This is a genomic window from Raineyella antarctica (assembly GCF_900092135.1).
Taxonomy (GTDB): domain Bacteria; phylum Actinomycetota; class Actinomycetes; order Propionibacteriales; family Propionibacteriaceae; genus Raineyella; species Raineyella antarctica.
The window spans coordinates 269,259-295,247 of sequence record NZ_FMYF01000005.1; the positions used below are offsets into that span (position 1 = coordinate 269,259).

The window sequence follows — 25,989 nt, forward strand, 5'->3', positions numbered from 1 at the left end:
ACAGCGATCGGGACCGGACGACGCTCAGCGGCGCCGTTCGGTCCGGATCAGTGTCGCAAGGGTCCCGAGCACCATGAGGATGGCGAACGTTGCGTACGCGACGCTGTAGCCCGCCGAGATCCCGGTCCGACCGGTCCCCAGCGCCGCGGCGTCGCCGGACAGGAACGTACGCGCCACCTCCCCCGGCACGAACGCGACGACCAGCGCCATCGCCAGGGCCAGGCCGATCCCGGCCCCGAACGACTGCACCATCACCCGGACCGAGTTCACCACGCCGGTGCGCTCGCGCGGGGTGCTGGTGATGATCAGGCTGGAGTTGAGCGTCTGGAAGACGCCGTTGCCCAGGCCCACCACGCCCAGGGCGAGGACGGTGAGCCAGTCCGCGCTGAGCGCGACGTTCCACAGCATCAGGCCCATGCCGGTGGTGGCGACGCCGGCACTGACCGCCATCGATAGGTGGGTGCCCCACCGGCGGCCGATCCGGTCGCCGACGAGGGACCCGATGGTGAGGCCGAGCGGGAAGCCGACGATCTTGACCGCACTCAGTGCCGCGGTGTCCCCGGCCACGCCCTGGAACCACAGGCCGGCCACCGTGACCGCCCCCAGCCTCGGCAGCATGACCAGGAAGCCCTGCACCAGCGCCAGCGGGAAGGCGCGGTTGCGGAAGAGGTCGGCGGCCAGCACCGGATGCCGGAGGCGACGCTCGACCAGCACCAGCACGGGGACCAGCGCCACGCAGATGGCCAGTACGAGCAGGACCGTGGGGTTCCCGAAGCCGGCCTGCGCGGCCAGGCTCAGGGCGAGCTGGGACCCGCCCAGGATGATCGCCAGCAGCACCGCACCCGGGACGTCGAGCCTGAGCGTACGGGGACGTCCGGCCGGCATGATCCGTAGCGCCCACAGGCCCCAGACCAGCGCGGTCAGAGCGATCGGGACCAGGATCCAGAACAGCCACCGCCAGCCGATCGTCGAGACGATGAAGCCGCCGACCATCGGCCCGAGCACCTGCCCCAGCGAGAATCCCGACAGGTAGACGCCCATCGCCGCGGCCAGCCGGTGCGAGGGGAAGACCGAGGCCAGGATCGCGACCGCGTTGCTGAGCAGCAACGCCGCAGCAGCGCCCTGCAGGGCCCGCCCGGCGGCGACCCCGAGCATGCTCGGACTGAAGCCCATCAGCAGGCTGACCAGGGCGAAGAAGCCGAGGCCGCCGAGGAAGGTGATCCGCCGGTCCAGGGCGTCCGCGACCTGGCCCGCCGGGATCAGCAGGGCGGTGTTCACCAACTGGTAGGCGACCACGACCAGGGAGCTCTCCCCCGCCGACGAACCGAAGTGAGAGGTGAGTGCCGGCACGGCGATGTTGAGCATGTTGGAGCTGAGCGACATCAGGATCGTGGCCAGGAAGACGACCCCCAGTACGCTCCGCGCCCCCGGCAGGGAGTCACCCTTCGCTGCGTTCATGCCCGCCTTCCGCCATCATCCGGTTCCCTCCCCTGCTTTACCAGTGATCCTGCCTCCACCAGTAGCACGGGCTCCCCCACTAGTACTACGCGGTCTGCCTACCCCTGCATTCAGCCATCCTGGCTGAGACGCGCTTGGCTGCGGCCTGGAGCGCCTCGATCCACAGTCGGACGGTCTGGCCGCTGGCATCGCGCGGGAGCTGCGACATCCGCAGGATGTGGCACAGGTTCCCGTGTGCGTCCTTGACCGGTACGACGATGGCCCCGACGTCGTAGCGCTGGCCGGCCTCGATCCCCCGGACGCGGTAGCACACGACCGCCCGCGAGATGCGGTCACGGACGGCCCGCTCCTGCGCGGGGGTGAGGTCGCCGGAGGAGTAGATCCGGGTGGCCTCGGCCATGTCGAGGTAGGGGTTGATGTCCTCCTCCGGCAGGAAGGAGAGGCTGTAGCCATTGCGTCGTACGAACGCCAGCCGGTCGCGGAAGCCCTGCAAGGCGCCCTCGTCGGCCCCGATCGCCCGCTCCAGCCAGTGCTCCTCCGCCTCGGGCCCGGACGAGGCGACGAACAGGTCGCCCAGCGGCGGGATGAGCGGGATACGTACGCCGATGGCCTCGTTGATGTCGATTCCTGGACCGACAGCGGAGGCCACCGTGGCCAGCTCGTCCTGGTTGACCTCGGCCAGCACCGCGGCCTCGCAGCCGAACCGCTGGGCCAGGCCCTCGATCTCGTCCCGGGCCAGCTCGGCCTGGCGGATCGGGCCCGACAGGTCGGCGTCGATCCGGGCGAGCAGCGACGGCACAGCGAACCGGCCGTATCCACCCTGGAAGAACAGCAGCGGGCTGCTGGGGTTGAGGATGCCCAGGTCGTCGACCGCGCACAGGGCGATGTAGTGGTCGCCGGCCTCGATGACGTCGGTGAGGCGGACGTCCAGCCAGGCGAGGGAGCCCTCCAGGATCGGGGCGCCGGAGGGGGACGGCGTCCAGGCGAGGCCCTCCAGCTTGTTCTCCCAGCGCTTGGCGACCTGGCGACCGACCCGCTCCTGGTCCCCGGTGAGCACGTTGATGCACAGGGTGGGGCACTCGCGCAGCCGGACGAAGGTCCGGGAGGTGAGCATCGGCAGGAAGGCGACCAGTGGCGGATCCAGCGACACCGAGGTGAAGGTGCCCACAACCATCGCGAGCTCCTCGCCGTCCGGGTGGATGCCGGTGACGATCGTGACACCCGTCGGATAGTGCCCCAGGACCTCCCGGAAGACTGCCGGGTCGATCACGGGCGTGGTGACTGTCATGGGGGCTCCTCGGTGTCGCATCCGTCGTGGATGCCCTGAGCATGGCCCCGGCCCCCCGTACCTCCTCAACAGAAGTGTGCCGGGTACCTGAACGCCGCCTGACCGGGTGTGCGATGTGACTTGCGCCACCCCTGTAGCAGGCACTACAGTTTCTGTAACATCCACTACAGGATGCGCAACCGCGCCAACGACGGACGGAGCCCCATCCCATGACCGCCAGCACCCTCGACCGCCCCCGGATCGCCCCCACCACCAGCGCCGCGCCCCTCCGGGGCAGCAGCGCCGGCCAGGACAACAACCTGGCGTCGGTGAGCAAGGCCCTGATGCTGTTGGAGTCGCTGAACGCCACCGACGAGCCGGCCGGCGTCAGCGCCCTGGCCCGCAGCACCGGGATGCCCAAGTCCACCGCGTTCCGGCTGCTCGCCTACCTCGAGGAGAGCGGTTTCGTCGAGCGCGCGGGGAAGGCCTACCGGCTGGGTCGCCGGCTGTTCGAGCTGGGCAACAACGTCGACTACTGCCGCCCCGACGGGGTGCGCAACATGGCGCTGCCCTACATGACCGACCTGCACTCCCGGACCGGCATGACCGTCCACCTTGGCGTCCTGGAGGGCCGGGACGTGGTCTACCTGGAGAAGATCCACGGCCTGCGCACGACCCCTGTCGACACCGCGGTGGGGGGACGGGCCGCGGCGAGCTGCAGCGCGCTCGGCAAGGCCCTGCTGGCCTACTGCGACGGCCCCACCCTGCGCCAGGTCGTGGAGGCCGGCCTGGCCTCCCGGACCCAGTACTCGGTGCGCCATCCGGGCCTGCTGCTGCAGCAGCTGCAGGAGACCCGCCGCACCGCGATCGCCCACGACCGGGAGGAGAGCCAGCTCGGCATCAGCTGCGTGGCCTCCCCGATCCTGGTCGGCGGCCGGGCCGTGGCCGCCCTCTCGGTGAGCGGCCCCACCCGGCCCGTCCCGGCCGAGACCCATGCCGCCCTGGTCCGCCAGAGCGCCGCCGAGATCTCCCGCCGGCTCAGCGAAGCCGCCTGAGCCTCGCTACCGGTCCGGCACCGCCGATCCTGGAGTACCGTCCCGTCACCCACCAGGTGGCGGGACGGTTCACATGTGCGGTCCTGACCGCGGACGGCGAGCGGCACAACGAGGCGACGACGCGGCCGGAGCGAGTACCGGAACGAATACCAAAGCGGGTACCGGAACGAACGAGGAGGGGACGCGACACCTGTCGCGTCCCCTCCTCGTCGCGGGCTGCTCAACCGTAGTTCTTGGGATCGTCCTTGGCCAGGGTGAGGTGGGGGCTGTGGCCCCAGTACTCGGTCTTGGTGTACCAGGTGGGCGTCCAGGTCTCGTCGTCGACCAGCAGGCCGCCGGTACCGAACTCCACGCCGAACCCGGATGGGGAGTCCATGTAGAACGAGATCATCTTGTCGTTGGTGTGGCGCCCCAGGCCGTTGATCATCCGGGCCGCGCCGTTGAGGACCTTGTCGTGCGCGCGACCGACGTGGTCGATGTCCTCGACCTCGAACATCAGGTGGCCGATGGCGGTGGGCAGGCCGGGCACGCCGCCGCCGAAGGCGAAGGAGTGGTGGCGCGGGTTGCAGTGGGTGAAGGTCAGCTTCAGTCCCTTGAAGCTGATCCAGTCGCTCAGCCGGAAGCCGAGCACGTCGAAGTAGAGCTTCTCGTACGCCGCGACGTCCTTGACCAGCTGGAACACGTGGCCCGCCCCGCCGGTCCCGGTCACGAAACGGTGGCCCAGCGGTGAGGCGAAGTTCTCCAGGGAGTCGTACAGCGCGTAGTGCAGTTCACACTGGACGGTGCCGTCGGGATCGGTGAAGCGGTACATGTCCACCACGCACCGGTCCTCGACCTCCTCCGACGCGGGGCGCTGCACGTCATAGCCCGCCTCGCGCACGGCGTTCGCCAGCTCCTCCAGCTCCTGCGGGCCCTTCACCTCCCAGCCGATGTGGGTGATGCGGTCCTCCTCGGCCTTGTTGATCTCGAGGCGGTAGAGCTTGTGGTCCATCCGGAACCGGATCCGCTCGTCCGTACGCTCCCCCACCTGCAGGCCGATGACGTTGGTGCCGTAGTCGTACCACGCGTCGAGGTCGGTGGCGTTCACGATGGCGTAGGCCAGGCTCTTCACTTCGGCCATGGGTGCTTCCTTTCGTCGTCCGCCACTTGGGCGGTTCGCCGGTGCCCGTGGTGGTGCAGCCGGTGGCGACGCCCTCGCGTCGCCGGGTTCGTGACCCAACCTTCCGGTACCGCCGGGCTCGGGGGACACCAACTCGTTCCGGGGGCCGGAACCGCCGTCACATCGGTCGAATCCAGCGGCGACAAGGCCGGACGGAGTGGTCGCCGGGCGTTCCGGTATCCGGACCCGAACGATGGCCGGGCGGGCGGCGAGCCCCCAGTCTGGGACCAGTGAGGACCCCGGACGAACGGGGCGCAGCGACGCGACACCCAGGAGGACACATGGACGTCACCTACGAAGAGACCTTCAAGAAGGTCGTACTGCCCGACGGGACCACCGTCGCCTACAACGAGGCGGGCGAGGGCGACCAGGCCCTGATCCTGATCCACGGCAGCGGCCCGGGCGCCACCGGCTGGAGCAACTTCAACCCGAACATCGGCACCCTGGCCGACGACTTCCACGTGTACGCCGTGGACATGCCCGGTTGGGGCGAGTCCAGCCCGCGTCCGGCGGCGGAGTACCGGCACCCCGAGGTGCTCGTCCAGTTCATGGACGCCGTCGGCATCGACCGTGCGGCCCTGGTCGGCAACTCGATGGGCGGCATGATCGCCCTCGCGGTGGCCGCCCGCCACCCGGAGCGCGTCTCCCACCTGATCACCATGGGTCCGGGCTCCGGCGGCGTCACCATCAACGACGCCGGCGGCGGCCTGTCCGAGGGCCTGAAGATCCTCTACAAGGGCTACGCCGACCCGTCGCCGGAGAACTTCGAGGCGACCGTCGAGATCATGACGTACGACACCCCCAAGGAGGTCGCCGCCCCGCTCGCGGTGCAGCGCTCCCAGAACGCCCGGAAGCACCAGGAGCACCTGGACAACTGGCTGCAGGGCTCCGTGGACGGACCGCCGCTGCGCTACGCCGCCTCGGAGCGGGAGATCATGTCGATCACCGCCCCGGCGCTGCTGATCCACGGCCGCGACGACCGCGTGGTGCCGTTCGAGCACACGCTGCGCCTGGTCCGGATGATCGGCAACTCGCGGGCCTACCTGATCAACCGTTGCGGCCACTGGGCCCAACTGGAGCACGCCACCGAGTTCAACCGCCTGGTGCGCGACTTCGTCCTGAGCACCACCGCGGCCGAGGAGGAGCCCGAGCTCGCCGGGGTCGGTGGCTGAGCCGAAAGCCGCCTGAACGCGTGGAAAGGCCGAGGGGCCGTCCGTTTCCGGACGGCCCCTCGGCCTTTCCACGACCTGGTCAGGAAGCGGAGCGATCGGCGACGGTGAGGTCGGCATCCGTACGTGCGGCATCCGTTCGTACGGCATCCGTACGTGCGGCATCCGCACGGCCGGATAGCTCCGCCATGACGGACTCGAGCGCCTCCGCTATCACGTCGGAGGCGTCGGTCATGTCCCACAGGGGCGACACGGTCTCGACCATGAAGAGTCCGTCACTCAGCGTCATCATCGCCCAGGAGAGCATCCCCGGGAGCGAACCGGTCGCCACGTCCACCGCACTGCCCTGGGGGGTCTCCACCCCCAGCCACTCGGCGAGCGCGGCGGCGTTCCTCAGGGAGACGTCGTAGCGGATCCGGCGGAAGCGCCGGCGGGCCTCGGACTCGCCTCGCTGGAGCAGGAGCATGAAGCCGATCCGGAAGACTGCGGGCTCCTCCAGCATGCTCCGGAAGCCGGCCCTGAGCGTGCCCGCGACCGCCGCGCGATAGTCGGTGCTGACCTGGTCCGGCAACGGCTGCGACAGGAGCGCCCATCGCTCGAAGGCGGTGTCCACCGCCTCGGCGAGCAGGGCCTCGAGGTCCTTGAAGTGCCAGTAGAGCGAACTGGCCGGCAGGCCTGCTCGCTCACAGATCCGTGCCACGGTGGTCCCCGGGTAGCCGTGGTCGCACAGCACGTCGATCGCCGCGGCCAGCAGGGCCTCCCGACCGGGTTCCACCGTCCGGGTGAAGGTCCGCTCCCCGGGTGGCGTCACCACCTCGTCGTGGGGCACTGCCCCGCCGGCGGCGTAGTAATCGGCCACTCCGGCCAGCAGCAGGGCCAGCACCCGGGTGTTCTCCGGTACCAGGTGGACGTCCCGTCCGGTCAGGTAGCGGCCGTCCAGCACCGCCAAGGTCAGCCGTGCCATCGCCTCGGCGGCCCGAGGATCGCATGGCCCACCCGCCTGCCGCTCCAGGACCAGGGCCCACCAGGCGCCGAGCCGGCGCTTCGCCTCCTGCCGGATCTCGAGGAAGACCGACCGGGCCGCGGGTGCCGAGGAATCCCGTTGGAGCGAGAGCGCCAGGCCGATCCTGATGTAGTCGGCCTCGGATCCGTCGCCCTCCAGGTACCCCAGCGCATCGACGAGCTGGTCGACCAGGGGCCGGTCGTCCGGTTCCTCGGGCCACGGCAGGCGATCACCGAATCGTTCGTCGTAGGAGTACCTGATCGCGGCGGCCACGATCTCGTCCTTGCTGGAGAAGTGCCAGTAGACCGAGCTGGCCGGCAGGAGCGAGCGCCGGGCGAGCTCGGCGATGGTGGCTCCCTCGAACCCGCGCTCGTCGACCAGGGTGAGCATGGTCTGCAGGATGCGCGTCCGGCCCTCACGCCCCCGTGCCTGCGTCCTGCGGGGACGGGCGTCCCGGTTCTCCGGCGCTCGAGCCACGACTCCCCCATCCGCTCCCGTATCCGACCCTGCCAGTATGCCCGAGCCGCCGCGAGGACGGTGCTCCGCAAGAGGGCGGTGGCCTCCCCTGTGGGAAGCCACCGCCCGGTCCTCCGCCCTACGCCGGGTCCGGAGCCGACCTCGACGGAGGCAGCACCGACCTCAGGCGAAGACCTTGCCCAGGTCGTAGTCCAGACCCAGGTTGACCTGGGCCCAGAACTGGTAGATCGGGTGCTGGGTGTTGCAGATGTGCGCCAGGGTGGTCTTGGCGTCCCGCAGGCCCCGGCTGACCGGGCTGGACATCTGCAGCGAGCGGCCGCCGGCGTAGTTGAACACCCGTTCCACGGCGTCCACCGAGCGGCGGATGGCACGCACGCCGTTGGCTCGGATCTCCGCCCGGGTCTGCAGGCTCAGGCTGCCGTCGCGGACCGCCTCGTCGTACATCCGGTGGCCGTCGGCGATGAGCACGGCCCGCCCTGCGCGCACCTCGGCCGCGCACTCCGCGATCATCGCCATCTGGAACGGGTCCTCCAGCGTCCTGGTCCCGCGTGCGTCGACACGCTTCAGGGCGTTGTCCATCACCGCCGCCATGGCTCCCTCGGCGATGCCCTGGCTCGCACAGTTGATCGCGTACGAGAAGATCGTCGGGAACGGGATCCGGTACAACGGGGCGTCGTTGCCGACCTTCTCGAAGTTCTGGCCGTGGTCGAAGTCGTACGGGTCGTAGACCCGGTGGGCCGGCACGAAGGCATCGTCGACGACGAGGTCCTTGGAGCCGGTGCCGCGCAGGCCGATCACGTTCCAGGAGTCCTGGTCGAACCAGTAGTCGTCGCGCGGAAGCACGATGTGGCGCATCTGCATCGACCCGTCTGGCCCCTGCAGGAGGGCGCCGGTGATGGCCCATTCGCAGGCCTCGCCGCCCGAGGAGAAGGTGATCCGGCCCTTGATCCGGTAGCCGCCGTCCACCGGCTCGAGCACGCCGAGGGGGGCGTAGGGGGAGGAGATCCAGGTGTCCGGGTCCAGTCCCCAGATCTCGTCCTGCAGCTCCCGGGTGAAGCCGGACGCCTCCCACGGGTGCACGCCCACCACGCCGGCGACCCAGCCGGCCGCGGAGTTGTAGCCGGCGATCTTCATCACGGCCTCGGCGAACTCGACCGGGTGGGACTCGTAGCCGCCGTACTGCTTGGACTGCAGCATCTTGACCACGCCGGTCTCCCGCAGGGCGGCGACCGTACGGTCGGGCAGACGGCCCAGCTGGTCCGCCTCGGGCGCGGAACTGATCAGGGTGTCCTTGAGGGCCTCGATCCGATCCAGCACCTGGCTGCCGGTCACGTCTTCGCTGCGCTCGAGTACTTCGCTCATGTCTGGTCCTTCTCCATCGGAGGAAACGTGGCGGTGATCCCGATCGCCGGGACTCCCCCGACCACCGCGGTCGGTAGGTCGATCCTGCGGCCACGCCTCCCCCGGACGAAACGAAAAGGTTCCGGCAACTGGAACGAGCCGGGACAGCTCCCCCGGCCGCGGCCGTATCCCGGCATGTGGAACGAAGTGGTCGGCAGCCGTGCCAGAGGTCCCCCAGACTCTGGTTCTGCGGCACAACAAAGAGCTGTGACGGTGGTGCCGCCCCCATCTCAAAGGAGAGAAAGCATGTCGCAGATGAGCCCCACGAGACGCGGATGGCTCGTCGTCGGTGCCTCGACGATCGCCCTCATCGTGTCCGTGAACGCCCTGATCCTCACCCCGTACGGCGTGATGATGGACCCGATCGCCAAGGACTTCGGCTGGACCCGGGCAGCGGTCAGCAACGGCCTCAGTATCTACGCGCTGGCCGCAGCGATCGTGATGCCCTTCGCGGGGCGCCTGCTCGATGGTCTCGGGATCCGCAAGGTCGGCATCCCGAGCGTCCTGCTCACCGCCCTGTCGATGATCGGCCTGGCCTACTGCCCGCCCAACCAGGGACTGTGGTACGGCCTGATGGCCTTCCTCGGCGTGGTGTCGGTCGGCCAGGGCGGCCTGACCTACCTCAAGGTCGCCTCCGAGTGGATCGACCGGAACCGCGGCCTGGCCGTGGGACTGGTGGGCACCGGGATCGCCGTGGGCCAGGCCGTCGCGCCGGCCTTCACCGAACTGCTGATGACCACCTTCGGTGGCTGGCGACCGGTCTTCATCGGCCTGGCGGTCCTGCTGGTCGTGCTCGCCCTGCCGCCGCTGCTGTTCGTCGTACGCGAACCTGATGCCGCTGAGCGCTTCGAACTCGGTCTCGTCGCCACCCCGTCCTCGAGGGAGCTTCCGGGCCTGGAGACCGGCGAGGCCATCCGCACCCGCCAGTTCTGGATCCTGCTGCTCACCACCCTCGTCCTTGGCTGCGCCGCCCCCGGCGCCCTCGTCCACATGGTGCCGCTGATGACCGACCAGGGGATCAGCCCGGCGCAGGCGGTGGCCGCCCTCTCCGCAGCCGGCCTGTCCGCCATGGTCGGGCGCCTGATCGGAGGCTTCCTGGTCGACCGCTTCTACGCCCCCCTGGTGGCGGCGGTCGTGTTCGTCCTGCCTGCCCTCGGCTTCTGGTTCCTCAGCGGCCACACCCACGTCCCGGGCCTCCCGCTGGTCGGCGCGATCCTGGTCGGCATGGCGATGGGCGGGGAATCGGACCTGGTCAGCTACATGACCTCCCGCTACCTCGGGATGAAGCGCTTCGGCCTGATCTTCGGGATCTACTACGCCCTGCTCGCACTGGGCTACGCGATCGGACCGTTCGTCTTCGCCCAGTCGTACAGCGCGACCGGGAACTACGACATGGCCTTCTGGATCTTCGGGATCGGCCTGGTCGTCTGCGCCCTGGGCGGTCTCACCATGGGCCGCTACCGGTACCCGGCGGGCATCGCCATCCCGGTCGCCGACGACCCTCGCGACGCCTTCGAGCAGATCCCGGAGGCGGTCCTGGTCGACAACCCGGTGCTGGGGGCACACCACCACGGCCGGCACGGCGTGGAGGAGCCGGCCAACCCGGACAGCCCCGCGCTGGAGGACACCCGCGATCCGGTCTGATCGCCGGACCGCAGCACGGACGAGCCTGCCCGCGCGTACGCCCCGGTCCACTTCGGTGGGTGCCGGGGCGTACGTCCGTGTCGCGGTGGTCCGCGGGCGCCTCAGCGCTGGGCGTAGAAGCGGCCCAGCGTCTCCTCGCGCAGTTCGGCGAACCGGTCGTCGTCGATCGACGTACGGATCTCGTCGACCAGCCGCACGGTGAAGCGCTCGTTGTGGATCGTGGCCAGGGTCGAGGCGAGCATCTCCTTGGCCTTGAACAGGTGGTGCAGGTAGGCGCGGGAGAAGTTCTGGCAGGTGTAGCAGTCGCAGTCGGCCTCGATCGGCCCGAAGTCGCGCTTGTTCTCGGCCCGGGTGATGTTGAACCGGCCGTCGCGGGTGTAGAGCGCGGCATTGCGGGCCACCCGGGAGGGCTGGACGCAGTCGAAGGTGTCGGCGCCGTTCTCGATCGCGGTGAAGAAGTCGTCCGGCTCGGAGATACCGAGCAGGTGCCGGGGCTTGTCGTCGGGCAGTTCCTCGCTGACCCAGCCGACGATCGTGCCAAGGTTCGCCTTCTCCAGCGCCCCGCCGATCCCGAACCCGTCGAAGCCGCGGCCCTCGACCTGCATCTCGGCCAGGCCGCGGGCCGCGGTTCGGCGCAGGTCCTCGTACTGGGCGCCCTGGACCACCCCGAAGAGCGCCTGGTAGGGCTTGCCGACCCGTTCGGTGGTGAGCCGGCCGTGCTCCGCCAGGCAGCGCTCGGCCCAGCGGCGGGTCCGCTCGACCGACTCGACCTGGTAGTCGCGGGTGTTCATCAGGGTGGTCAGCTCGTCGAAGGCGAACATGATGTCGGCCCCGAGCTGGTGCTGGATCCGCATCGACACCTCGGGGGTGAAGCGCAGTTCGTCGCCGTTCAGGTGCGAGTAGAAGGTGACGCCGTCCTCGTCGACGAAGGCCCGGCGGGTCTTGCCCTCGGCGATCACGTCGTCGCTCTGCAGGCCGGCGGTGTCCATCGCCAGCACCTTCTTGAACCCTGCCCCCAGGCTCATCACCTGGAAGCCGCCCGAGTCGGTGAAGGTCGGGCCGGGCCAGTTCATGAACCGGCCCAGTCCGCCCGCCTCGTCGACGATGTCGGAGCCGGGCTGGAGGTAGAGGTGGTAGGCGTTGGCGAGCACCGCCTGGGCGCCGAGGTCCTCCACGTGCGAGGGCGTGACGGCCTTGACGGTGGCCTTGGTGCCGACCGCGACGAAGGCGGGCGTACGGATCTGGCCGTGCGGGGTACGGATCGTCCCGGTGCGACCCAGGCCGTTCTCCAGCACCGTCCGGGCGGCGAATCCGAACGACGGGTCCGCAGCAGCGGGCCCGTCGGCGCCGTCGGTGGAGACGGTCGCGTCCTCGACGAGGGACATCTCAGCGGCCGGCCAGGGCCTGGGCCTGCGCCAGTCCGACGATGCCGGCCGAGGAGGCCCGGAGCACGCCGTCGCTGACCAGCACCGCCGTCGCACCGGCGGCGACCAGGGTGTCCAGTTCGTCGGGGGCGATCCCGCCCTCGGGTCCGACGACCAGCAGCACACTGCCATGGTCGGGCACCCCGGCGTCGGCCAACCACACTTCGGCGCTCTCGTGCAGCACGTACGCCGCGTCCGCCTCGGCGACCAGCAGGGCCAGCTCGGCGGTCCCGACCACGTCGTGCACGTCCGGTACCCGCAGCCGGCGGGACTGCTTGGCCGCCTCGCGGACCGTACGCCGCCACTTCTCGGCACCCTTGGCGGCCTTGTCGCCGCTCCAGCGCACGATCGCGCGGGCCGACTGCCAGGGCACGACCTCGGCGACGCCGGCCTGGGTGACCATGTCGATCGCCTGCTCGTCGTGGCCGCCCTTGGCCAGCGCCTGGGCCAGGATCCAGCGCACGGGGGGCTCAGGCGCGTCCAGTACCTCGTCGACCCGGACCGCCAGGCCCTTCTTGCTCACCTCGACGACCTCGCCGCGGACGCCGCGGCCCGCGCCGTCGGACAGCACGACGACCTCACCGGCCCGGATCCGGCGCACGACGGCGGCGTGGTGCCCCTCCTCCCCCGCCAGCGGCACGACGTCGCCGACGGCGGGAGTAGTGGGAAGCTCGGTCAGGAAGACAGGATCGGTCACCGGAGCCCCTACTCAGCCTTCGAAGGCGTCGCGGAGCTTGCCGAAGAAGCCCTTCTCGCGGCCGTGGCCGAGGTTGGCACCGGCCTCACCGCGCAACTCGGCCAGTTGCTGGAGCAGTTCGCGCTGCTCGTGGTCCAGCTTGGTCGGGGTCTGCACCAGGAAGGTGACGCCCATGTCACCGCGCCCGTTGCCGCGCAGCTTGGGCACGCCCTTGCCGCGGACGCTGACCCGGGTGCCGGACTGGGTACCGGCCGGGATCTCGACGTCCACGACCGACTCCTCGGGCGTGGCGCCCTCCTTCTCCGCGTCCAGGGTGGGGACGCGCACGGAGGTCCCCAGCGCGGCGGCGACCATCGGGACGCGTACGACGGTCTCCAGGTCGGCACCCTGGCGGGTGAAGTCCTCGTGCGGCAGGACGCGCAGCTCCACGTACAGGTCACCGGCCGCACCGCCACCCGCGCCGACCTCGCCCTGCGAGGCCAGGTGGATCCGGTTGCCGGTGTCGACGCCGGCCGGCACCTTGACGTTGAGCGTACGGGTGCTGCGGACCCGGCCCTCCCCGGAGCACTCCGGGCAGGGGTCGGGAATGACCGAGCCGTAGCCGCGGCAGGTCGGGCACGGGGAGGACGTACGGATGTCGCCGAGGAAGGACCGCTGCACCTGGGTGACCTCGCCGGCACCATGGCAGGTGCGGCAGGTGACGGGCTCGTTGCCGTCGGCCGAGCCGGATCCCGAGCACCGCGAGCAGAGCACCGCGGTGTCGACCTGCAGTGGCTTGGTCACGCCGAACGCGGCCTCCGACAGGGTGAGGCTCATCCCGACCAGGGCGTCCTGGCCCTTGCGGACCCGCGAGCGCGGCCCGCGCGAGGTGGCCTGGCCGAACATCGACCCGATCAGGTCGGTGAAGTCGAAGCCGCCGGCGGTGCCGAAGCCACCCATGCCGCCGAAGCCGCCACCCATCCCGCCGCCGTGGCCCATCGGGTCGCCGCCGCGGTCGTAGACGGCCCGCTTCTGCGGGTCCTTCAGCACCTCGTACGCCTCGTTGAGCTCCTTGAACTGCTCGGCGGCGTCGTCGGTCTGCGCGACGTCGGGGTGCACCTTCATGGCCTTCTTGCGGTAGGCCTTCTTGACGGCGTCAGCGTCGGCGTCCCGGCTCACGCCCAGGATCTCGTAGTAGTCCTTGCTCATGTCCTCGTCATCCTTGGGCCAGGAAGCGGCCCACGTAGCGTGCGACTGCGCGCACCGACGCCATCGTCGACGGGTAGTCCATACGGGTCGGTCCGACAATACCGAGGGTCGCCCACACATCCGAGTGGCTTCCGTAGGCACTCGCGACCATCGAGGTCGACTGCAGCCCCTCGAACTTGTTCTCCTGCCCGATCCGGACGGTCACGTCGTCGGACGCGGCGGCCTCGCCGAGCAGCTTCAGCAGGACGACCTGCTCCTCCAGCGCCTCGAGCACCGGTTCGACGGTGGTCTCGAACTCGCGGGCGAACCGGGCCAGGTTGGGCACGCCGCCGACCACCACGCGGGTGCTGGGCGGGGAGCCGAGCATCTGCAGCAGCACCTCGACCACCGCCGCGGCGGCGGGCCGCTGCTCGGCGTCGAACTGCTCCAGCACCCCGGACAGGGCGTCCGCGGCCTCCTGGGGGGAGCGGGTGACCATCACGGCGGCCAGCCTGGTCCGCATGGCGGCCAGTGCCTCGTCGTCGACCGACAGGTCCAGCGCGTGCTGGTCGACCCGGCCGTTGGAGTTGATCACGATGATCATCACGACGTTGCCGGCCAACCGGATCAGGTCGACGTGGCGCACCGTGGTGGCGGTCACGATCGGGTACTGCACGATCGCGACCTGGTGGGTCAGCCGGGCGAGCAGCCGCACGGTCCGGGCGACGATGTCATCCATGTCGACTGCGCCGGACATGAAGGCCTCGATCGCGCGCCGCTCGGCGGCCGACAGTGGCTTCAGCTCACCGAGCCGGTCGACGAAGAGCCGGTAGCCCTTGTCGGTGGGGATCCGGCCGGCGCTGGTGTGCGGCTGGGTGATGTAGCCCTCGTCCTCCAGCACCGCCATGTCGTTGCGGACGGTCGCGGGCGAGACGCCCAACTGGTAGCGGTCGACGAGGGCCTTGGACCCGACCGGCTCCTGGCTGGCGACGTAGTCACTGACGATGGCGCGCAGCACTGTCAGCTTGCGGTCGTCGAGCATGTCCCCTCCTCCCGGACCCGGTGCCGGCGCGCGCATGGTCGGCGCATCCGCCTGTTGGCACTCATGGATTGCGAGTGCCAGTCTAGCCCCATGAGCAATCGAGCCCCCGCAGCCGTTCCGGTCCCCTCCCTCGGCCCCTGGGAGCAGGTCGGGGACCGTACGTGGCGGGCGGTGGCCCAGCCCGAGGCCGTGACGATCGGCCTGGTGGCGGGGTCGGAGGGCGCCCTGGTGATCGACACCGGCTCCTCGCCCGCCCAGGGCGAGCAGATCCGCCGCAGCGCCGAGGAGGTGGCCGGGGTGCCGGTGGTCACGGTGGCGCTGACCCACGCGCACTACGACCACGTCGGCGGACTGGGCGCCTTCGCCGACCTGCCGATCCACGCCCACCTGGACCTGGCCCGGCACCTGGCGGACCCCGCGCTCGCGGCCGACCTGGCACCGTACGGGGTCGACCCGGCCGACCTGCCGCGGCCCGACCGCACGTTCGGGGTGGTCCGGGCGGTGTCCCTGGGCGACCGCGTGGTGGAGCTGATCAGCGTCGGGGCCGCGCACACCGACCATGACGTGATCGCGGTGGTCGCGGATGTGAAGTGCATCTTCGCCGGGGACGTGGTCGAGCCGGCCGGACCCGAGTTCGGGCCCGACGCCGATCCGGAGCGCTGGCCGGCCTCGCTGGACAACCTGATCGGGCTGATGCTGCGCCCCGGCTGGACAGCGCTGCCGGGCCACGGGGAGGCGATGACGATGTCCGAGATCACCCTGCAGCGCGGCTGGATCGCCTCGATCCTGGGCGAGGTCACCAACCTGGTCTCCGACGGGGTCCGGTACGAGGACGCCGAGCAGCGCGGGGACTGGCCGTTCCCGTGGGAGCGGATCGCGCCCGGTGTCCGGACCGCCTACGACCGACTGGCCGAACGCGGGTTCGCCCCGCGCGACCAGCTGCCGATCATCCGCAAGGACCTGCGCCAGGACTGAGCGGACTCACTCCGCCTGGGCGGGGGTGGGCCGGATCCCGAGCCGGTCACCCAGCGCCGTACGGACCGCCGCGGTGACCTGCGGGGTGGCGCCGACCACCATCCCGAAGCCGTCCATGCCGGGGACGTAGGGCGAACCGTCGGTCAGGACCGCCGAACCGCCCTGCTCCTCCACCATCAGGATCCCCGGCACGTGGTCCCAGGGGCGCGGGCGCCCGTACACCAGGAAGTCGGCCGCTCCGGTCGCCATCCGCGGGTAGTCGATGCCGCAGCACAGGGCGCTGATCGAGATCGCCCCGAGGGCCGCGTCGGCCGGGCGCTGGCGGACCACGATCCGGGCCGAGTGGCCGGTCCAGTCGGCCGGGTCCGCAGCAGGCTCGCGGCGGCTGAGCCGGACGCCGTTGTGCGTGACACCGGCGCCGCGCTCGGCCACGTACGCACTGCCGTACTCGGGCTGCCAGATCCAGCCCCGGACCGTACGCCCGTCGCGGACCTCGCCGACCATGACGGCGTAGTCCTCCTTGCCGTTCACGAAATTCTTGGTGCCGTCGACCGGGTCGATGGTGAAGCCGTGGGCCGCCCCCAGCAACATGTCCGGCAGGGCCGGGTTGGCGGCGGTGGCCTCCTCGCCGATGATCACGGCATCGGGGTAGGCCTGCCCGAGGATCTCGGTGAGCAGCAGCTCCGACTCCCGGTCGGCGATGGTGACCAGGTCACCGGGCCCCTTCTCGGAGATCTCATCGCGAGCAAGTGCCCGGAAGCGCGGACGTATCACCTCGTCGGCGACCTCCTGGATGATCTCGAGGACCCGGTCGGTGGACAGCTCTCGTGCGGCCATGGGCCAACTCTTGCACATCGGTCCGGATCGGCGCCTCACCCCGGTCCGTCGGGGCGGCTCAGTCCTCGGGCACGATGTGGTCCTGGGTGACGAAGTCGATCAGCCGCTCGACCTCGCGCAGCAGGCCCGGGTCCAGGTCGTTCCAGTTGCCGACCCGGGACAGGATGTGCTGCCAGGCCCGGGCGATGTCGGCCTGGTCCTTGTGCGGCCACCCCAGCGCGGCGCAGACCCCGTGCTTCCAGTCGGTGCCCTTGGGGATCCTCGGCCACTCCTTGAGGCCGACCCGGGCCGGTTTCACGGCCTCCCAGATGTCGATGTACTGGTGGCCGGTGACCAGCACGTGGTCGCCCCACGGGCCGGCGGCGACCTTCTCCACGATCCGGGACTCCTTGGTACCGGGGATCAGGTGGTCGACGAGCACGCCGAGCCGGCGGCCCTTCTCCGGACCGAACTCCTCCACGATCGCGGGCAGGTCATCCATGCCGCCCATGAACTCCACCACGACGCCGACGTGGCGCAGGTCGTCGCCCCAGACCTTCTCCACCAGCTCGGCATCGTGGCGGCCCTCCACGTAGATCCGGCTGGGCAGCGCGACCTTGGCCGGTTCGACCGGCCCGACCCGCGAGCCCGACCGGGTGTGGGTCTGCCGGGTGGTACGCGCCGGGACCTTCAGGGTGACCGGTTCGCCCTCGAGCAGGAATCCCGGCCCGAGCGGGAAGGACCGGCGCCGACCCTTGCGGTCCTCCAGGATCACCAGGCCGTTCTCCCAGCGGATGATCGCACCGACGAAGCCGCTGGCGGGATCCTCGACCACCAGCCCTACTTTCACCACCTCGTCGCGAGTGACCTTCTTGTTCCCGCGCTGCCAGCCCGGGGAGAGGACATCGTTGGAATATCTGCTGGGGGGCATGGCCCCGACGATAGGACGCGCGGTCCGTGGTCGCGGGGCGCGACACGCCCTCAGTCGAGCAGGTCGCGGACGATCCCGTCGGTCAGCAGCCGGCCCCGCAGGGTCAGCACCAGGCGGTCGCCGGTCACCTCGGCCAGGCCCCGCACCACAAGGTCGGGCACCCGACGCTGCTCGGTGGCGGTCAGCACCTCCAGCGCCAACCCCTCGGACAGCCGCAACTCCAATAGCACCCGTTCCACCCGGATCTGGTCGTCGGTCAGCACCTCCCGACCCTGGGCGGGCGTGATCCCCGTCGCCAAGGCGCGGGCGTACGCGGCGGGGTGCTTGCGGTTCCAGAACCTCACGCCGCCGACGTGGCTGTGCGCCCCGGGCCCGATGCCCCACCAGTTCGCGGCCTGCCAGTAGCCCAGGTTGTGCCGGCACCGGTCGCCCGGCGTACGGGCCCAGTTGCTCACCTCGTACCAGGACAGGCCTGCGGCGGTCAGCTCCTCCTCGGCGACCAGGTACTTGTCGGCCAGGTCGTCGTCATCGGTCATCGCAATCTCCCCGCGCCGCACCCGCGCAGCGAACCGGGTGCCCTCCTCCACGATCAGCGCGTACGCCGACACGTGGTCCGGCCCGGCCGCCAGCGCCGTCCGCAGGCTCCTCCGCCACGAGTCGACGCTCTCCCCCGGCGTGCCGTAGATCAGGTCCAGCGACACATGCTCAAACCCAGCCGACCGGGCCAGCCCAACCATCTGTCCGGCCCGGCCCGGGGTGTGCACCCGGTCCAGCAGCGCCAGCACCGACTCGTCGGCGGACTGCATCCCGAACGAGATCCGATTGAACCCCCCGGCGGCGAGCTCGGCCAGGCCGTCGGCGTCGATCGACTCCGGGTTGGACTCGGTGGTCACCTCGGCATCCGGCGCCAGGCCAAAGCGGTCGCGCACCCGGTCGAGGAAGCGGACCAGGTCACCGGGTGGCAGCAGGGTCGGGGTCCCGCCGCCGACGAAGACGGTCGAGACTTCCGGCGCGTCGGACCCGAGCACGCGGGCGGCCAGGTCCAGCTCGGCCAGCGCCGCGTCGACGTACGTGTCACGGCCGGCGCCCGGATCGGGACCGAGCTGGTCGGCGGTGTAGGTGTTGAAGTCGCAGTAACCGCAGCGAGTGGTACAGAACGGCACGTGCAGGTATATCTCGAGGGGGCGGGAGGCTACGTCGGCCAGGGCCGACGCGGGCAGGGCGCCGTCAGCCGGCACGGGCTCGCCGTCCGGGAGGGTCGATGGCATGGATTCAGCGTCCTTTCCTCATCGCGGACTATTGTGCCCCGGGAGTCCGCCTCGTGGGATATTTGACCGTTGGAGCACCCATCCCACTGAGCGCTCCCACCCCGTCAACCAAGGAGAAACGTGTCCGATCACCCGATCCGCGTCGCTATCGTCGGCGTCGGCAACTGTGCTTCGTCACTGGTCCAGGGCGTGCACTTCTACCGAGATGCCGATCCGAACGAGAGCGTCCCCGGCCTCATGCACGTCAAGTTCGGCGACTACCACGTCAACGACGTGGAGTTCGTCGCCGCCTTCGACGTCGATGCCGAGAAGGTGGGTCTCGACCTGGCCGAGGCGATCAGCGCCGGCCAGAACAACACCCTGCAGTTCGCCGAGGTCCCCACCAGCGGAGTCACCGTCCAGCGCGGCCACACCCTGGACGGTCTGGGCAAGTACTACCGCGAGACCATCACCGAGTCCGACGCCGAGCCGGTCGACGTGGTCGCCGCGCTCAAGGCCGCCAAGGTCGACGTGCTGGTGTCCTACCTGCCGGTCGGCTCGGAGGAGGCGGACCGCTTCTACGCACAGTGCGCCATTGACGCTCGGTGTGCGTTCGTCAACGCGCTGCCGGTCTTCATCGCCGGTACCCCCGAATGGGCCAAGAAGTTCGAGGACGCCGGCCTGCCGATCATCGGTGACGACATCAAGTCCCAGGTCGGCGCGACGATCACCCACCGCGTGATGGCCCGCCTGTTCGAGGAGCGTGGCTACACCGTCGACCGTACGTACCAGCTGAACGTCGGCGGCAACATGGACTTCAAGAACATGCTCGAGCGCGACCGCCTGGAGTCCAAGAAGATCTCCAAGACCCAGGCCGTGACCTCCAACGTCGACCACGTGTTCGCCGCCAAGGACGTGCACATCGGCCCGTCCGACTACGTCGGCTGGCTGGAGGACCGCAAGTTCGCGTTCGTCCGCCTGGAGGGCCACGGCTTCGGCAACGCGCCGATCAGCCTGGAGTACAAGCTCGAGGTGTGGGACTCCCCCAACTCGGCAGGCGTGATCATCGATGCCATCCGTGCGGCGAAGATCGGGCTGGACCGCGGCATCGGCGGCCCGCTGCTGTCGGCGGCGAGCTACCTGATGAAGTCCCCGCCGGAGCAGCGCCCCGACGACATCGCCCGGGCCAACCTCGAGGCGTACATCATCGGCGAGTTCGAGCGCTGAGCCAGCACCACCCAAGGCAGCAGGAGGCGGTCATCCGTTAGGTCCGGGTGGCCGCCTCCTGGCGTTCCGGACGGGCTCAGTGCCGCGTGAGGACCTCGGCGTACAACTCGGCCGTACGGTCGGCGGTGGTGGCCCAGGTCATCGCCCCGGCCCGCTCCGCAGCGGCCCGACCGAGCCTGCGCCGCAGCGCCGGGTCGCGGACCAGACCGCCCAGGGCGCGGGCCCAGGCCTCGGGGGTGCGGTCGGCGACGAGGACCCCGGTTGTCCCGTCCAGGACGGCCTCGGTCAGGCCGTCGATCCGGCTGGCCACCACCGGGGTGGCGCAGCCCTGGGCCTCGAGGGCCACCAGCCCGAAGGTCTCCGAGGACGAGGGCACCGCGACGATGTCGGCGGCACCCATCCGCGCGGCGAGCTCCCCGGCGGGCTGGGCGTGCACGAACCGGATCCGGGACTCCAGCCCGTACTGGCTGACCCGGGACCGCAGCCGGCCCAGGTAGTCGGGGTCGCCGTTGCCGATGATGGTGGCGTGCACCGGGAGACCCTCGCGGACCAGCAGCCGGATCGCCTCGACCAGGAGCCCGGGACCCTTCAGCGGCTGCAGGCGCGCGGCCATCAGGACCTCGACCGGCCGAGGATCGACCGGCTCGGCGCCCTCGGCACCCTGCGCCAGATCCGTCGCTGCTGCGTCACGGGGATCGGGCATCGGCGGGTGGTGGACGGTGGGGTCGATGCCCGGGGTGATCACGCGCAGCTGCTCGGGGCGGGCACCGTACAGCTCGACCATCTGCCGGGCCTCGGTCGCCGTGTTGACCACGACGGCGTCGGATCCCTCGACGACCTGGTGCTCCCCGTCGATCCGGAAGTCCGGCTCGGGGTCCTCCCCGACCGAGGCGCGCAGGTTCTTGACGTGGGCGGTGGTGTGCAGGCTGGTCACCAGCGGGGCGCCCAGCCCTTCGGCGACCTGCAGCCCGGCCAGCCCGGACAGCCAGTAGTGCGCATGGACCAGTTGCCCCTCGGCGCCGCCGGCCGCCGCGACCACGGCCTCGGCGAAGGCATCGATGTGGTGGCGCAGGTCGTTCTTGCCGACCGCCCCCGGCCGGGTACCAGGCAGGGCCACGTGGCGTACGTCCAGGCCCTCGGCCACGTTGACGTGGTCCGGTTCGTTCCCGGTGCGCCGCGCGGTCCAAACGGTCACCGGGATGCCGGCCCCGGCGAGTTCACGGGAGAGGTGGGCGACGTAGACGTTCATCCCGCCCGCATCACCGACCCCCGGCTGGGCCAGCGGCGAGGTGTGCATCGACAGCAGGTGGACGTGCTGCGGGCGGGCAGGCATGTAGGCATGGTAGCCGGGGCGTCTGGCGCCCCGGCTCCATGCCGACATCCGCGGTCAGGGGGTGGTGGACCCTGTCGTACCGCCGGGAGTGGTGCCGCCGGTCGTCGTACCGCCGGTGGTCGTGCCGCCGGTAGTGGTGCCGCCGATGGTCCCGGTCGAGCCGGAGCTCGTGCCGGTCGACCCGGAGCTGGTGCCGGTGGACGCTGCCGGGGCAGGCGCCGTGGAGCTGGTGCCGGTACCGGGGCCGGTGCTGGCGGCGACGCTCGGGCTCGGGACGCTGGTCGGGATCGCGCTCAGCGCGGGGCTGGGCGTGGCCTCCCCTGCGGTGGTGGTTCCGCCGGTGGTGTCCGTGCCGGTCGTGGCGGTACCGCCCGGGGTCGTGCCGGTGCCACCGTTGCTGGTGGTGGTGTCCGTACGGGTGGCGTTGCGCTGGGAGGTGCCGGCCAGCTCACTCGTGCCGGGGGTGATCGCGGCAGCCGTGCTGCGCTCGATGCCCACCATGATGCCGAGGCCGAGCACGGTCCCGATCAGGGCGGTGACCATGGTCCAGCCGATCAGCTTGCGGCTGACCTTGACCCTGGTCCACAGCGGACCGGTCGAGTCGGGGCCACCGGGGGCCACGGTCGCGCCGGTACGGATCCCCGCAGCTACCTTCGGGTTCCGTACCCGGACCGCGACGTACTTCAGCCGGTGGGTGGCCCGGCGCAGCGCGTTGTCGTACAGGTTCAGCGCCAGGGTGGTGATGATGCTGGCGAGGGCGGCGCCGATCACCGTCCCGGCGACACCGAGCTGGCCACCGAGCAGGGTCGAGGTCGCCGCGGCGCCGGCACCCGCCAGCACCGTCGCCATCTGCGGCAGCGTCCAGCGGGGAGTGTCGGGCTTGTCGTCGCCGCCGGGGTCGGACGCGTTGTCGGCGTGCTTCTTGCCGGCGTCAGGGCCTGCGTACGACTTCCCGTCGCGTGCCGGGAAGGGGCGATCGGCAGGGACCTCGCCGAACGCCGCGAGGGCGGGCAGGGAGACCGAGGTCTGGTCGGGGTCATCAGAGGAACGTTGGTGCGTGGTGAGGGGTGAGGAAATGGTGCGCTCCGTCCGTCACGGGGGAAGAAAGGGGACAGGACCGCCCTTGGCCCTGTCTCCACCGTGCCACGAGAAGGCCCAGGAACGAAGTCGTGTGCCTCTAATTTCACCCCTGCCTCAGGGCAGCGCCGGGCCTACTTGTCCTTCTTGTCGGCCTCGGTGGTGGAGAGCGCGGCGACGAAGGCCTCCTGCGGGACCTCGACCCGACCGATGGTCTTCATCCGCTTCTTGCCCTCCTTCTGCTTCTCCAGCAGCTTGCGCTTGCGGCTGATGTCGCCGCCGTAGCACTTGGCGAGCACGTCCTTGCGGATCGCGCGGATGGTCTCGCGGGCGATGACGCGCGCCCCGATGGCGGCCTGGATCGGCACCTCGAACTGCTGGCGAGGGATGAGCTCCTTGAGCTTGGAGGACATCATCGTGCCGTACGAGTAGGCATTGTCCTTGTGCACGATCGCGGAGAACGCGTCGACGGGCTCACCCTGAAGGAGGATGTCGACCTTGACCAGGTCGGCGTCCTGTTCGCCCGACTCGTGGTAGTCCAGCGAGGCGTAGCCCTTGGTCCGCGACTTCAGCTGGTCGAAGAAGTCGAAGACGATCTCGGCCAGCGGCATCGTGTAGCGGATCTCGACGCGGTCCGAGGACAGGTAGTCCATCGCCTGCTGGATCCCGCGCTTGGCCTGGCACAGCTCCAGGATGGTGCCGATGAACTCGGCCGGCGCCAGGATCGTCGCGTCGACGATGGGCTCGAACACCTGGGCGATCTTCCCGCCGGTCGGGTACTCCGACGGGTTGGTCACGGTGAGCTCCTCACCGTTCTCCATCACCACTCGGTAGACGACGTTGGGGGCGGTCGAGATCAGGTCCAGGCCGAACTCCCGCTCGAGGCGCTCGCGGACGATCTCCATGTGCAGCAGGCCGAGGAACCCGACCCTGAAGCCGAACCCGAGGGCGGTGGACGTCTCCGGCTCGTAGACCAGCGCCGCGTCGTTGAGCTGCAGCTTGTCCAGCGCCTCGCGCAGCTCCGGGTAGTCGGATGCGTCGATCGGGTAGAGGCCCGAGTAGACCATCGGGTTGGGGTGGGCGTAGCCCGACAGCGCCTCGGTCGCCGGCCGGATGGCCGCGGTCACGGTGTCACCGACGCGGGACTGGCGGACGTCCTTCACCCCGGTGATCAGGTAGCCGACCTCTCCGACGCCCAGGGCGGTGCCCTTGGTCGGCTCGGGGGCGATCACGCCGATCTCCAGCAGCTCGTGGGTCGTCCCGTTGGACATCATCTGGATCTTGTCGCGGGCGCGCAGCTCGCCGTCGACGACTCGTACGTACGTGACGACACCGCGGTAGACGTCGTAGACGGAGTCGAAGATCAGGGCCCGGGCGGGGGCGTCGGCGACGCCCTTCGGAGCGGGGACGTGCTGGACGATGTGGTCGAGCAGTTCGGGGACACCGACGCCGGTCTTCGCCGAGACGCGCAGCACGTCGCCGGGATCGCAGCCGATGATGCCGGCCAGCTCCTCGGCGTACTTGTCCGGCTCGGCGCCGGGCAGGTCGATCTTGTTCAGCACCGGGATGATCTCGAGGTCGGCGTTGAGCGCCAGGTAGAGGTTCGCCAGGGTCTGGGCCTCGATCCCCTGCGCGGCGTCGACCAGCAGCAGGGCACCCTCGCAGGCCTCCAGGGACCGGGACACCTCGTAGGTGAAGTCGACGTGGCCGGGGGTGTCGATCATGTTCAGGGCGTACATCTGCCCGTCCACGACCCACGGCAGGCGTACGGCCTGGGACTTGATCGTGATGCCGCGCTCGCGCTCGATGTCCATCCGGTCCAGGTACTGCGCGCGCATGTTGCGGTCGTCCACCAGCTTGGTGAGCTGCAGCATCCGGTCGGCGAGGGTGGACTTGCCGTGGTCGATGTGCGCGATGATGGAGAAGTTGCGCAGCAGGGACGGATCGGTCCGGCCGGGCTCGAGAACGCTGTCTGACACGGTGTGGTGGGCTCTCCTGGGCGAGGTACGTACGGGCGACGCCCAGTCTCTCACGCCCGGACGTCCGGCAGCGATTCCCGACCGGATCCGGCTCGAGCGCGGAGCCGTCGAGGCCCGGTCGAGCCATCGATGGGGCTTCGGAATCACTCCGGCGTGGCCCCACCGGGGGCCGTCCGCCGCTGTTTTTGCGGATTGTCGGGTCACTGCTAACATATTTGCTTGCGTTGTGTTCCGGAAGTTCGGGACACCCACACAGATCCTAAACGTCCGAGAGTACAGAGGCCTGCCCCGTGGCAAACATCAAGTCCCAGCAGAAGCGCATCAAGACGAACGAGAAGTCGCGTCAGCGCAACAAGGCGGTCAAGTCCGCTCTGCGCACCTACACCCGTCGCTTCAATGAGGCTCTCGAGGCCGGCGAGACCGACAAGGCCCAGACCGCCGCTCGCGTCGCGCTGCGCCACCTGGACAAGGCTGTGTCCAAGGGCGTCATCCACAAGAACCAGGCCGCCAACCGCAAGTCCTCGATCGCCAAGAAGGTCGCTGCCCTGGTCTGATGCCGTCGCCGCTCTCCGAGCGCGACCCGGCACGTCGTGGCCCCTCTCGCCCGACTGACCAAGACACACCGACGCCTGGCGTCAACCGTTCGACATACGCCGCAGCGCCCCGATCCTCGGAGGTCGGGGCGCTCGTCGTCGTTCTCGGGGACATCCCCCTCTTGCCCCTTATTGGCAGACTGGACCGCATGAGCATGCCCGGCGGTTACCAACCAGTCCCCCGTACGCGCACCACGGTCGCCAGGCGACCGGACGTGACGCCGGTCGGTGCGGCCAAGTTCATGACTGCTGCCCTCGCCCTGCTGTGGCTGCTGGAACTGGTCGACATGATGAGCGCCGGCTACCTGGACAACTTCGCGATCCATGCCCGGGATCCCCAGGGGCTGGTCTACATCTTCACCGCTCCCCTGCTGCACTTCGGCTGGCAGCACCTGGTCTCGAACTCGGTGCCCTTCTTCGTCCTCGGCTGGCTGGTGCTGATCTCGGGCCGGACCCGCTTCATCGTCGCGACGCTGCTCAGCGTGGTCGTCTCCGGCCTGTTCGCCTGGGGCCTCACCCCGTACGGCGCGTACGTCGCCGGCGCGAGCGGGCTGATCTTCGGCTGGTTCGCCTATCTGCTGGTCCGCGGGCTGTGGACCCGCGACTGGCGCCAGATCCTGATCGCCGTCGCACTCGTCGTGGTCTACGGCGGCATGGTGTGGGGCGTCCTGCCGACCGATTCGGGCATCTCCTGGCAGGCCCACCTCGGCGGTGCTGTCGGCGGCGTGACCGCCGCCGGACTGATGCACCGGCGCGACTGAGCCCGGCCCCCGGGCCCCTACCGTGCCCGCCCCGGGAGCGGCCGAAAAGCATGATTCCGGCGTCGTGGCGCGGTATTCTTGGTAGTT

The 25,989-nt window shown here is 70.3% G+C and carries 22 protein-coding genes; 7 read left to right on the plus strand and 15 right to left on the minus strand.

Annotation, left to right across the window (positions count from 1 at the left end):
- Positions 1-24 precede the first annotated feature (24 nt).
- Positions 25-1,458: an MFS transporter gene (locus GA0111570_RS09725; protein WP_092609944.1), complete on the minus strand. Its 1,434-nt coding sequence runs from the start codon at positions 1,456-1,458 to the stop codon at positions 25-27.
- Positions 1,459-1,543: 85 nt separating this feature from the next.
- A complete protein-coding gene (locus tag GA0111570_RS09730) occupies positions 1,544-2,746 on the minus strand; it encodes a flavin reductase family protein (protein WP_092609947.1) in 1,203 nt (400 codons plus the stop codon).
- A gap of 209 nt (positions 2,747-2,955) precedes the next feature.
- On the opposite strand from GA0111570_RS09730, the gene GA0111570_RS09735 reads away from it, so the two are divergent.
- Entirely contained in the window at positions 2,956-3,780 is an 825-nt protein-coding gene (locus GA0111570_RS09735; RefSeq protein WP_092609950.1) for an IclR family transcriptional regulator, read from the plus strand.
- Between the two features lie 220 nt (positions 3,781-4,000).
- On the opposite strand, the gene GA0111570_RS09740 is transcribed toward GA0111570_RS09735, so the two are convergent.
- Positions 4,001-4,900: a VOC family protein gene (locus GA0111570_RS09740; RefSeq protein ID WP_092609952.1), complete on the minus strand. Its 900-nt coding sequence runs from the start codon at positions 4,898-4,900 to the stop codon at positions 4,001-4,003.
- 320 nt (positions 4,901-5,220) lie between these two features.
- On the opposite strand from GA0111570_RS09740, the gene GA0111570_RS09745 reads away from it, so the two are divergent.
- Positions 5,221-6,111, plus strand: coding sequence for an alpha/beta fold hydrolase (locus GA0111570_RS09745; RefSeq protein WP_092609955.1), 891 nt, complete (start codon positions 5,221-5,223; stop codon positions 6,109-6,111).
- Positions 6,112-6,190: 79 nt separating this feature from the next.
- Here the strand turns inward: GA0111570_RS09745 and GA0111570_RS09750 are convergent, their stop codons facing one another.
- Both GA0111570_RS09750 and GA0111570_RS09755 read right to left on the minus strand, forming a co-directional pair.
- Complete coding sequence (locus GA0111570_RS09750; RefSeq protein WP_092609958.1) at positions 6,191-7,501, minus strand: TetR/AcrR family transcriptional regulator; 1,311 nt, start codon at positions 7,499-7,501, stop codon at positions 6,191-6,193.
- A gap of 249 nt (positions 7,502-7,750) precedes the next feature.
- Complete coding sequence (locus tag GA0111570_RS09755) at positions 7,751-8,950, minus strand: acyl-CoA dehydrogenase family protein (protein WP_092609961.1); 1,200 nt, start codon at positions 8,948-8,950, stop codon at positions 7,751-7,753.
- 294 nt (positions 8,951-9,244) lie between these two features.
- Between GA0111570_RS09755 and GA0111570_RS09760 the strand changes: the two genes are divergently transcribed.
- Positions 9,245-10,633: an MFS transporter gene (locus GA0111570_RS09760; RefSeq protein ID WP_175557430.1), complete on the plus strand. Its 1,389-nt coding sequence runs from the start codon at positions 9,245-9,247 to the stop codon at positions 10,631-10,633.
- A gap of 101 nt (positions 10,634-10,734) precedes the next feature.
- On the opposite strand, the gene tgt is transcribed toward GA0111570_RS09760, so the two are convergent.
- The 4 genes from tgt to hrcA are packed head-to-tail and all read right to left on the minus strand — an operon-like array spanning position 10,735 to position 14,963.
- Complete coding sequence (gene tgt, locus GA0111570_RS09765) at positions 10,735-12,018, minus strand: tRNA guanosine(34) transglycosylase Tgt (RefSeq protein WP_092609967.1); 1,284 nt, start codon at positions 12,016-12,018, stop codon at positions 10,735-10,737.
- A gap of 1 nt (position 12,019) precedes the next feature.
- Entirely contained in the window at positions 12,020-12,754 is a 735-nt protein-coding gene (locus GA0111570_RS09770) for a 16S rRNA (uracil(1498)-N(3))-methyltransferase (RefSeq protein ID WP_092609969.1), read from the minus strand.
- Between the two features lie 12 nt (positions 12,755-12,766).
- A complete protein-coding gene (dnaJ, locus tag GA0111570_RS09775) occupies positions 12,767-13,942 on the minus strand; it encodes a molecular chaperone DnaJ (RefSeq protein ID WP_092609972.1) in 1,176 nt (391 codons plus the stop codon).
- 7 nt (positions 13,943-13,949) lie between these two features.
- Positions 13,950-14,963 carry a heat-inducible transcriptional repressor HrcA gene (gene hrcA / locus GA0111570_RS09780; RefSeq protein ID WP_092609975.1) on the minus strand — a complete coding sequence of 338 codons (1,014 nt, stop codon included), beginning with the start codon at positions 14,961-14,963 and terminating at the stop codon, positions 13,950-13,952.
- 90 nt (positions 14,964-15,053) lie between these two features.
- Between hrcA and GA0111570_RS09785 the strand changes: the two genes are divergently transcribed.
- Complete coding sequence (locus GA0111570_RS09785; protein WP_175557431.1) at positions 15,054-15,938, plus strand: MBL fold metallo-hydrolase; 885 nt, start codon at positions 15,054-15,056, stop codon at positions 15,936-15,938.
- 6 nt (positions 15,939-15,944) lie between these two features.
- Here the strand turns inward: GA0111570_RS09785 and GA0111570_RS09790 are convergent, their stop codons facing one another.
- The 3 genes from GA0111570_RS09790 to hemW are packed head-to-tail and all read right to left on the minus strand — an operon-like array spanning position 15,945 to position 18,953.
- Positions 15,945-16,775 (minus strand): inositol monophosphatase family protein, encoded by an 831-nt coding sequence (locus GA0111570_RS09790; protein WP_092609980.1) that lies wholly within the window; start codon positions 16,773-16,775, stop codon positions 15,945-15,947.
- Between the two features lie 58 nt (positions 16,776-16,833).
- The gene (locus tag GA0111570_RS09795; RefSeq protein ID WP_092609983.1) at positions 16,834-17,685 is read right to left on the minus strand and encodes a DUF3097 domain-containing protein; all 852 of its coding nucleotides are present in this window, start codon (positions 17,683-17,685) and stop codon (positions 16,834-16,836) included.
- A 50-nt stretch (positions 17,686-17,735) separates the two neighbouring features.
- Positions 17,736-18,953: a radical SAM family heme chaperone HemW gene (gene hemW, locus GA0111570_RS09800; RefSeq protein ID WP_092609985.1), complete on the minus strand. Its 1,218-nt coding sequence runs from the start codon at positions 18,951-18,953 to the stop codon at positions 17,736-17,738.
- Positions 18,954-19,073: 120 nt separating this feature from the next.
- Here hemW and GA0111570_RS09805 point away from each other — a divergent pair, with 120 nt between their 5' ends.
- Positions 19,074-20,159 carry an inositol-3-phosphate synthase gene (locus GA0111570_RS09805; RefSeq protein WP_092609989.1) on the plus strand — a complete coding sequence of 362 codons (1,086 nt, stop codon included), beginning with the start codon at positions 19,074-19,076 and terminating at the stop codon, positions 20,157-20,159.
- A 76-nt stretch (positions 20,160-20,235) separates the two neighbouring features.
- Here the strand turns inward: GA0111570_RS09805 and GA0111570_RS09810 are convergent, their stop codons facing one another.
- The 3 genes from GA0111570_RS09810 to lepA all read right to left on the minus strand — a co-directional run bounded on the left by GA0111570_RS09810 (position 20,236) and on the right by lepA (position 24,548).
- On the minus strand, positions 20,236-21,492 hold the full coding sequence (locus GA0111570_RS09810; RefSeq protein ID WP_175557432.1) for a glycosyltransferase: 1,257 nt from the start codon (positions 21,490-21,492) through the stop codon (positions 20,236-20,238).
- A gap of 54 nt (positions 21,493-21,546) precedes the next feature.
- Positions 21,547-22,341 (minus strand): hypothetical protein, encoded by a 795-nt coding sequence (locus GA0111570_RS09815; protein WP_092609995.1) that lies wholly within the window; start codon positions 22,339-22,341, stop codon positions 21,547-21,549.
- 362 nt (positions 22,342-22,703) lie between these two features.
- A complete protein-coding gene (gene lepA, locus GA0111570_RS09820; protein WP_092609998.1) occupies positions 22,704-24,548 on the minus strand; it encodes a translation elongation factor 4 in 1,845 nt (614 codons plus the stop codon).
- A gap of 290 nt (positions 24,549-24,838) precedes the next feature.
- On the opposite strand from lepA, the gene rpsT reads away from it, so the two are divergent.
- Together rpsT and GA0111570_RS09830 are read left to right on the plus strand one after the other, a co-directional pair.
- Positions 24,839-25,102: a 30S ribosomal protein S20 gene (gene rpsT, locus GA0111570_RS09825; protein WP_092610001.1), complete on the plus strand. Its 264-nt coding sequence runs from the start codon at positions 24,839-24,841 to the stop codon at positions 25,100-25,102.
- A gap of 281 nt (positions 25,103-25,383) precedes the next feature.
- The gene (locus tag GA0111570_RS09830) at positions 25,384-25,902 is read left to right on the plus strand and encodes a rhomboid family intramembrane serine protease (protein WP_092610253.1); all 519 of its coding nucleotides are present in this window, start codon (positions 25,384-25,386) and stop codon (positions 25,900-25,902) included.
- Positions 25,903-25,989 lie beyond the last annotated feature (87 nt).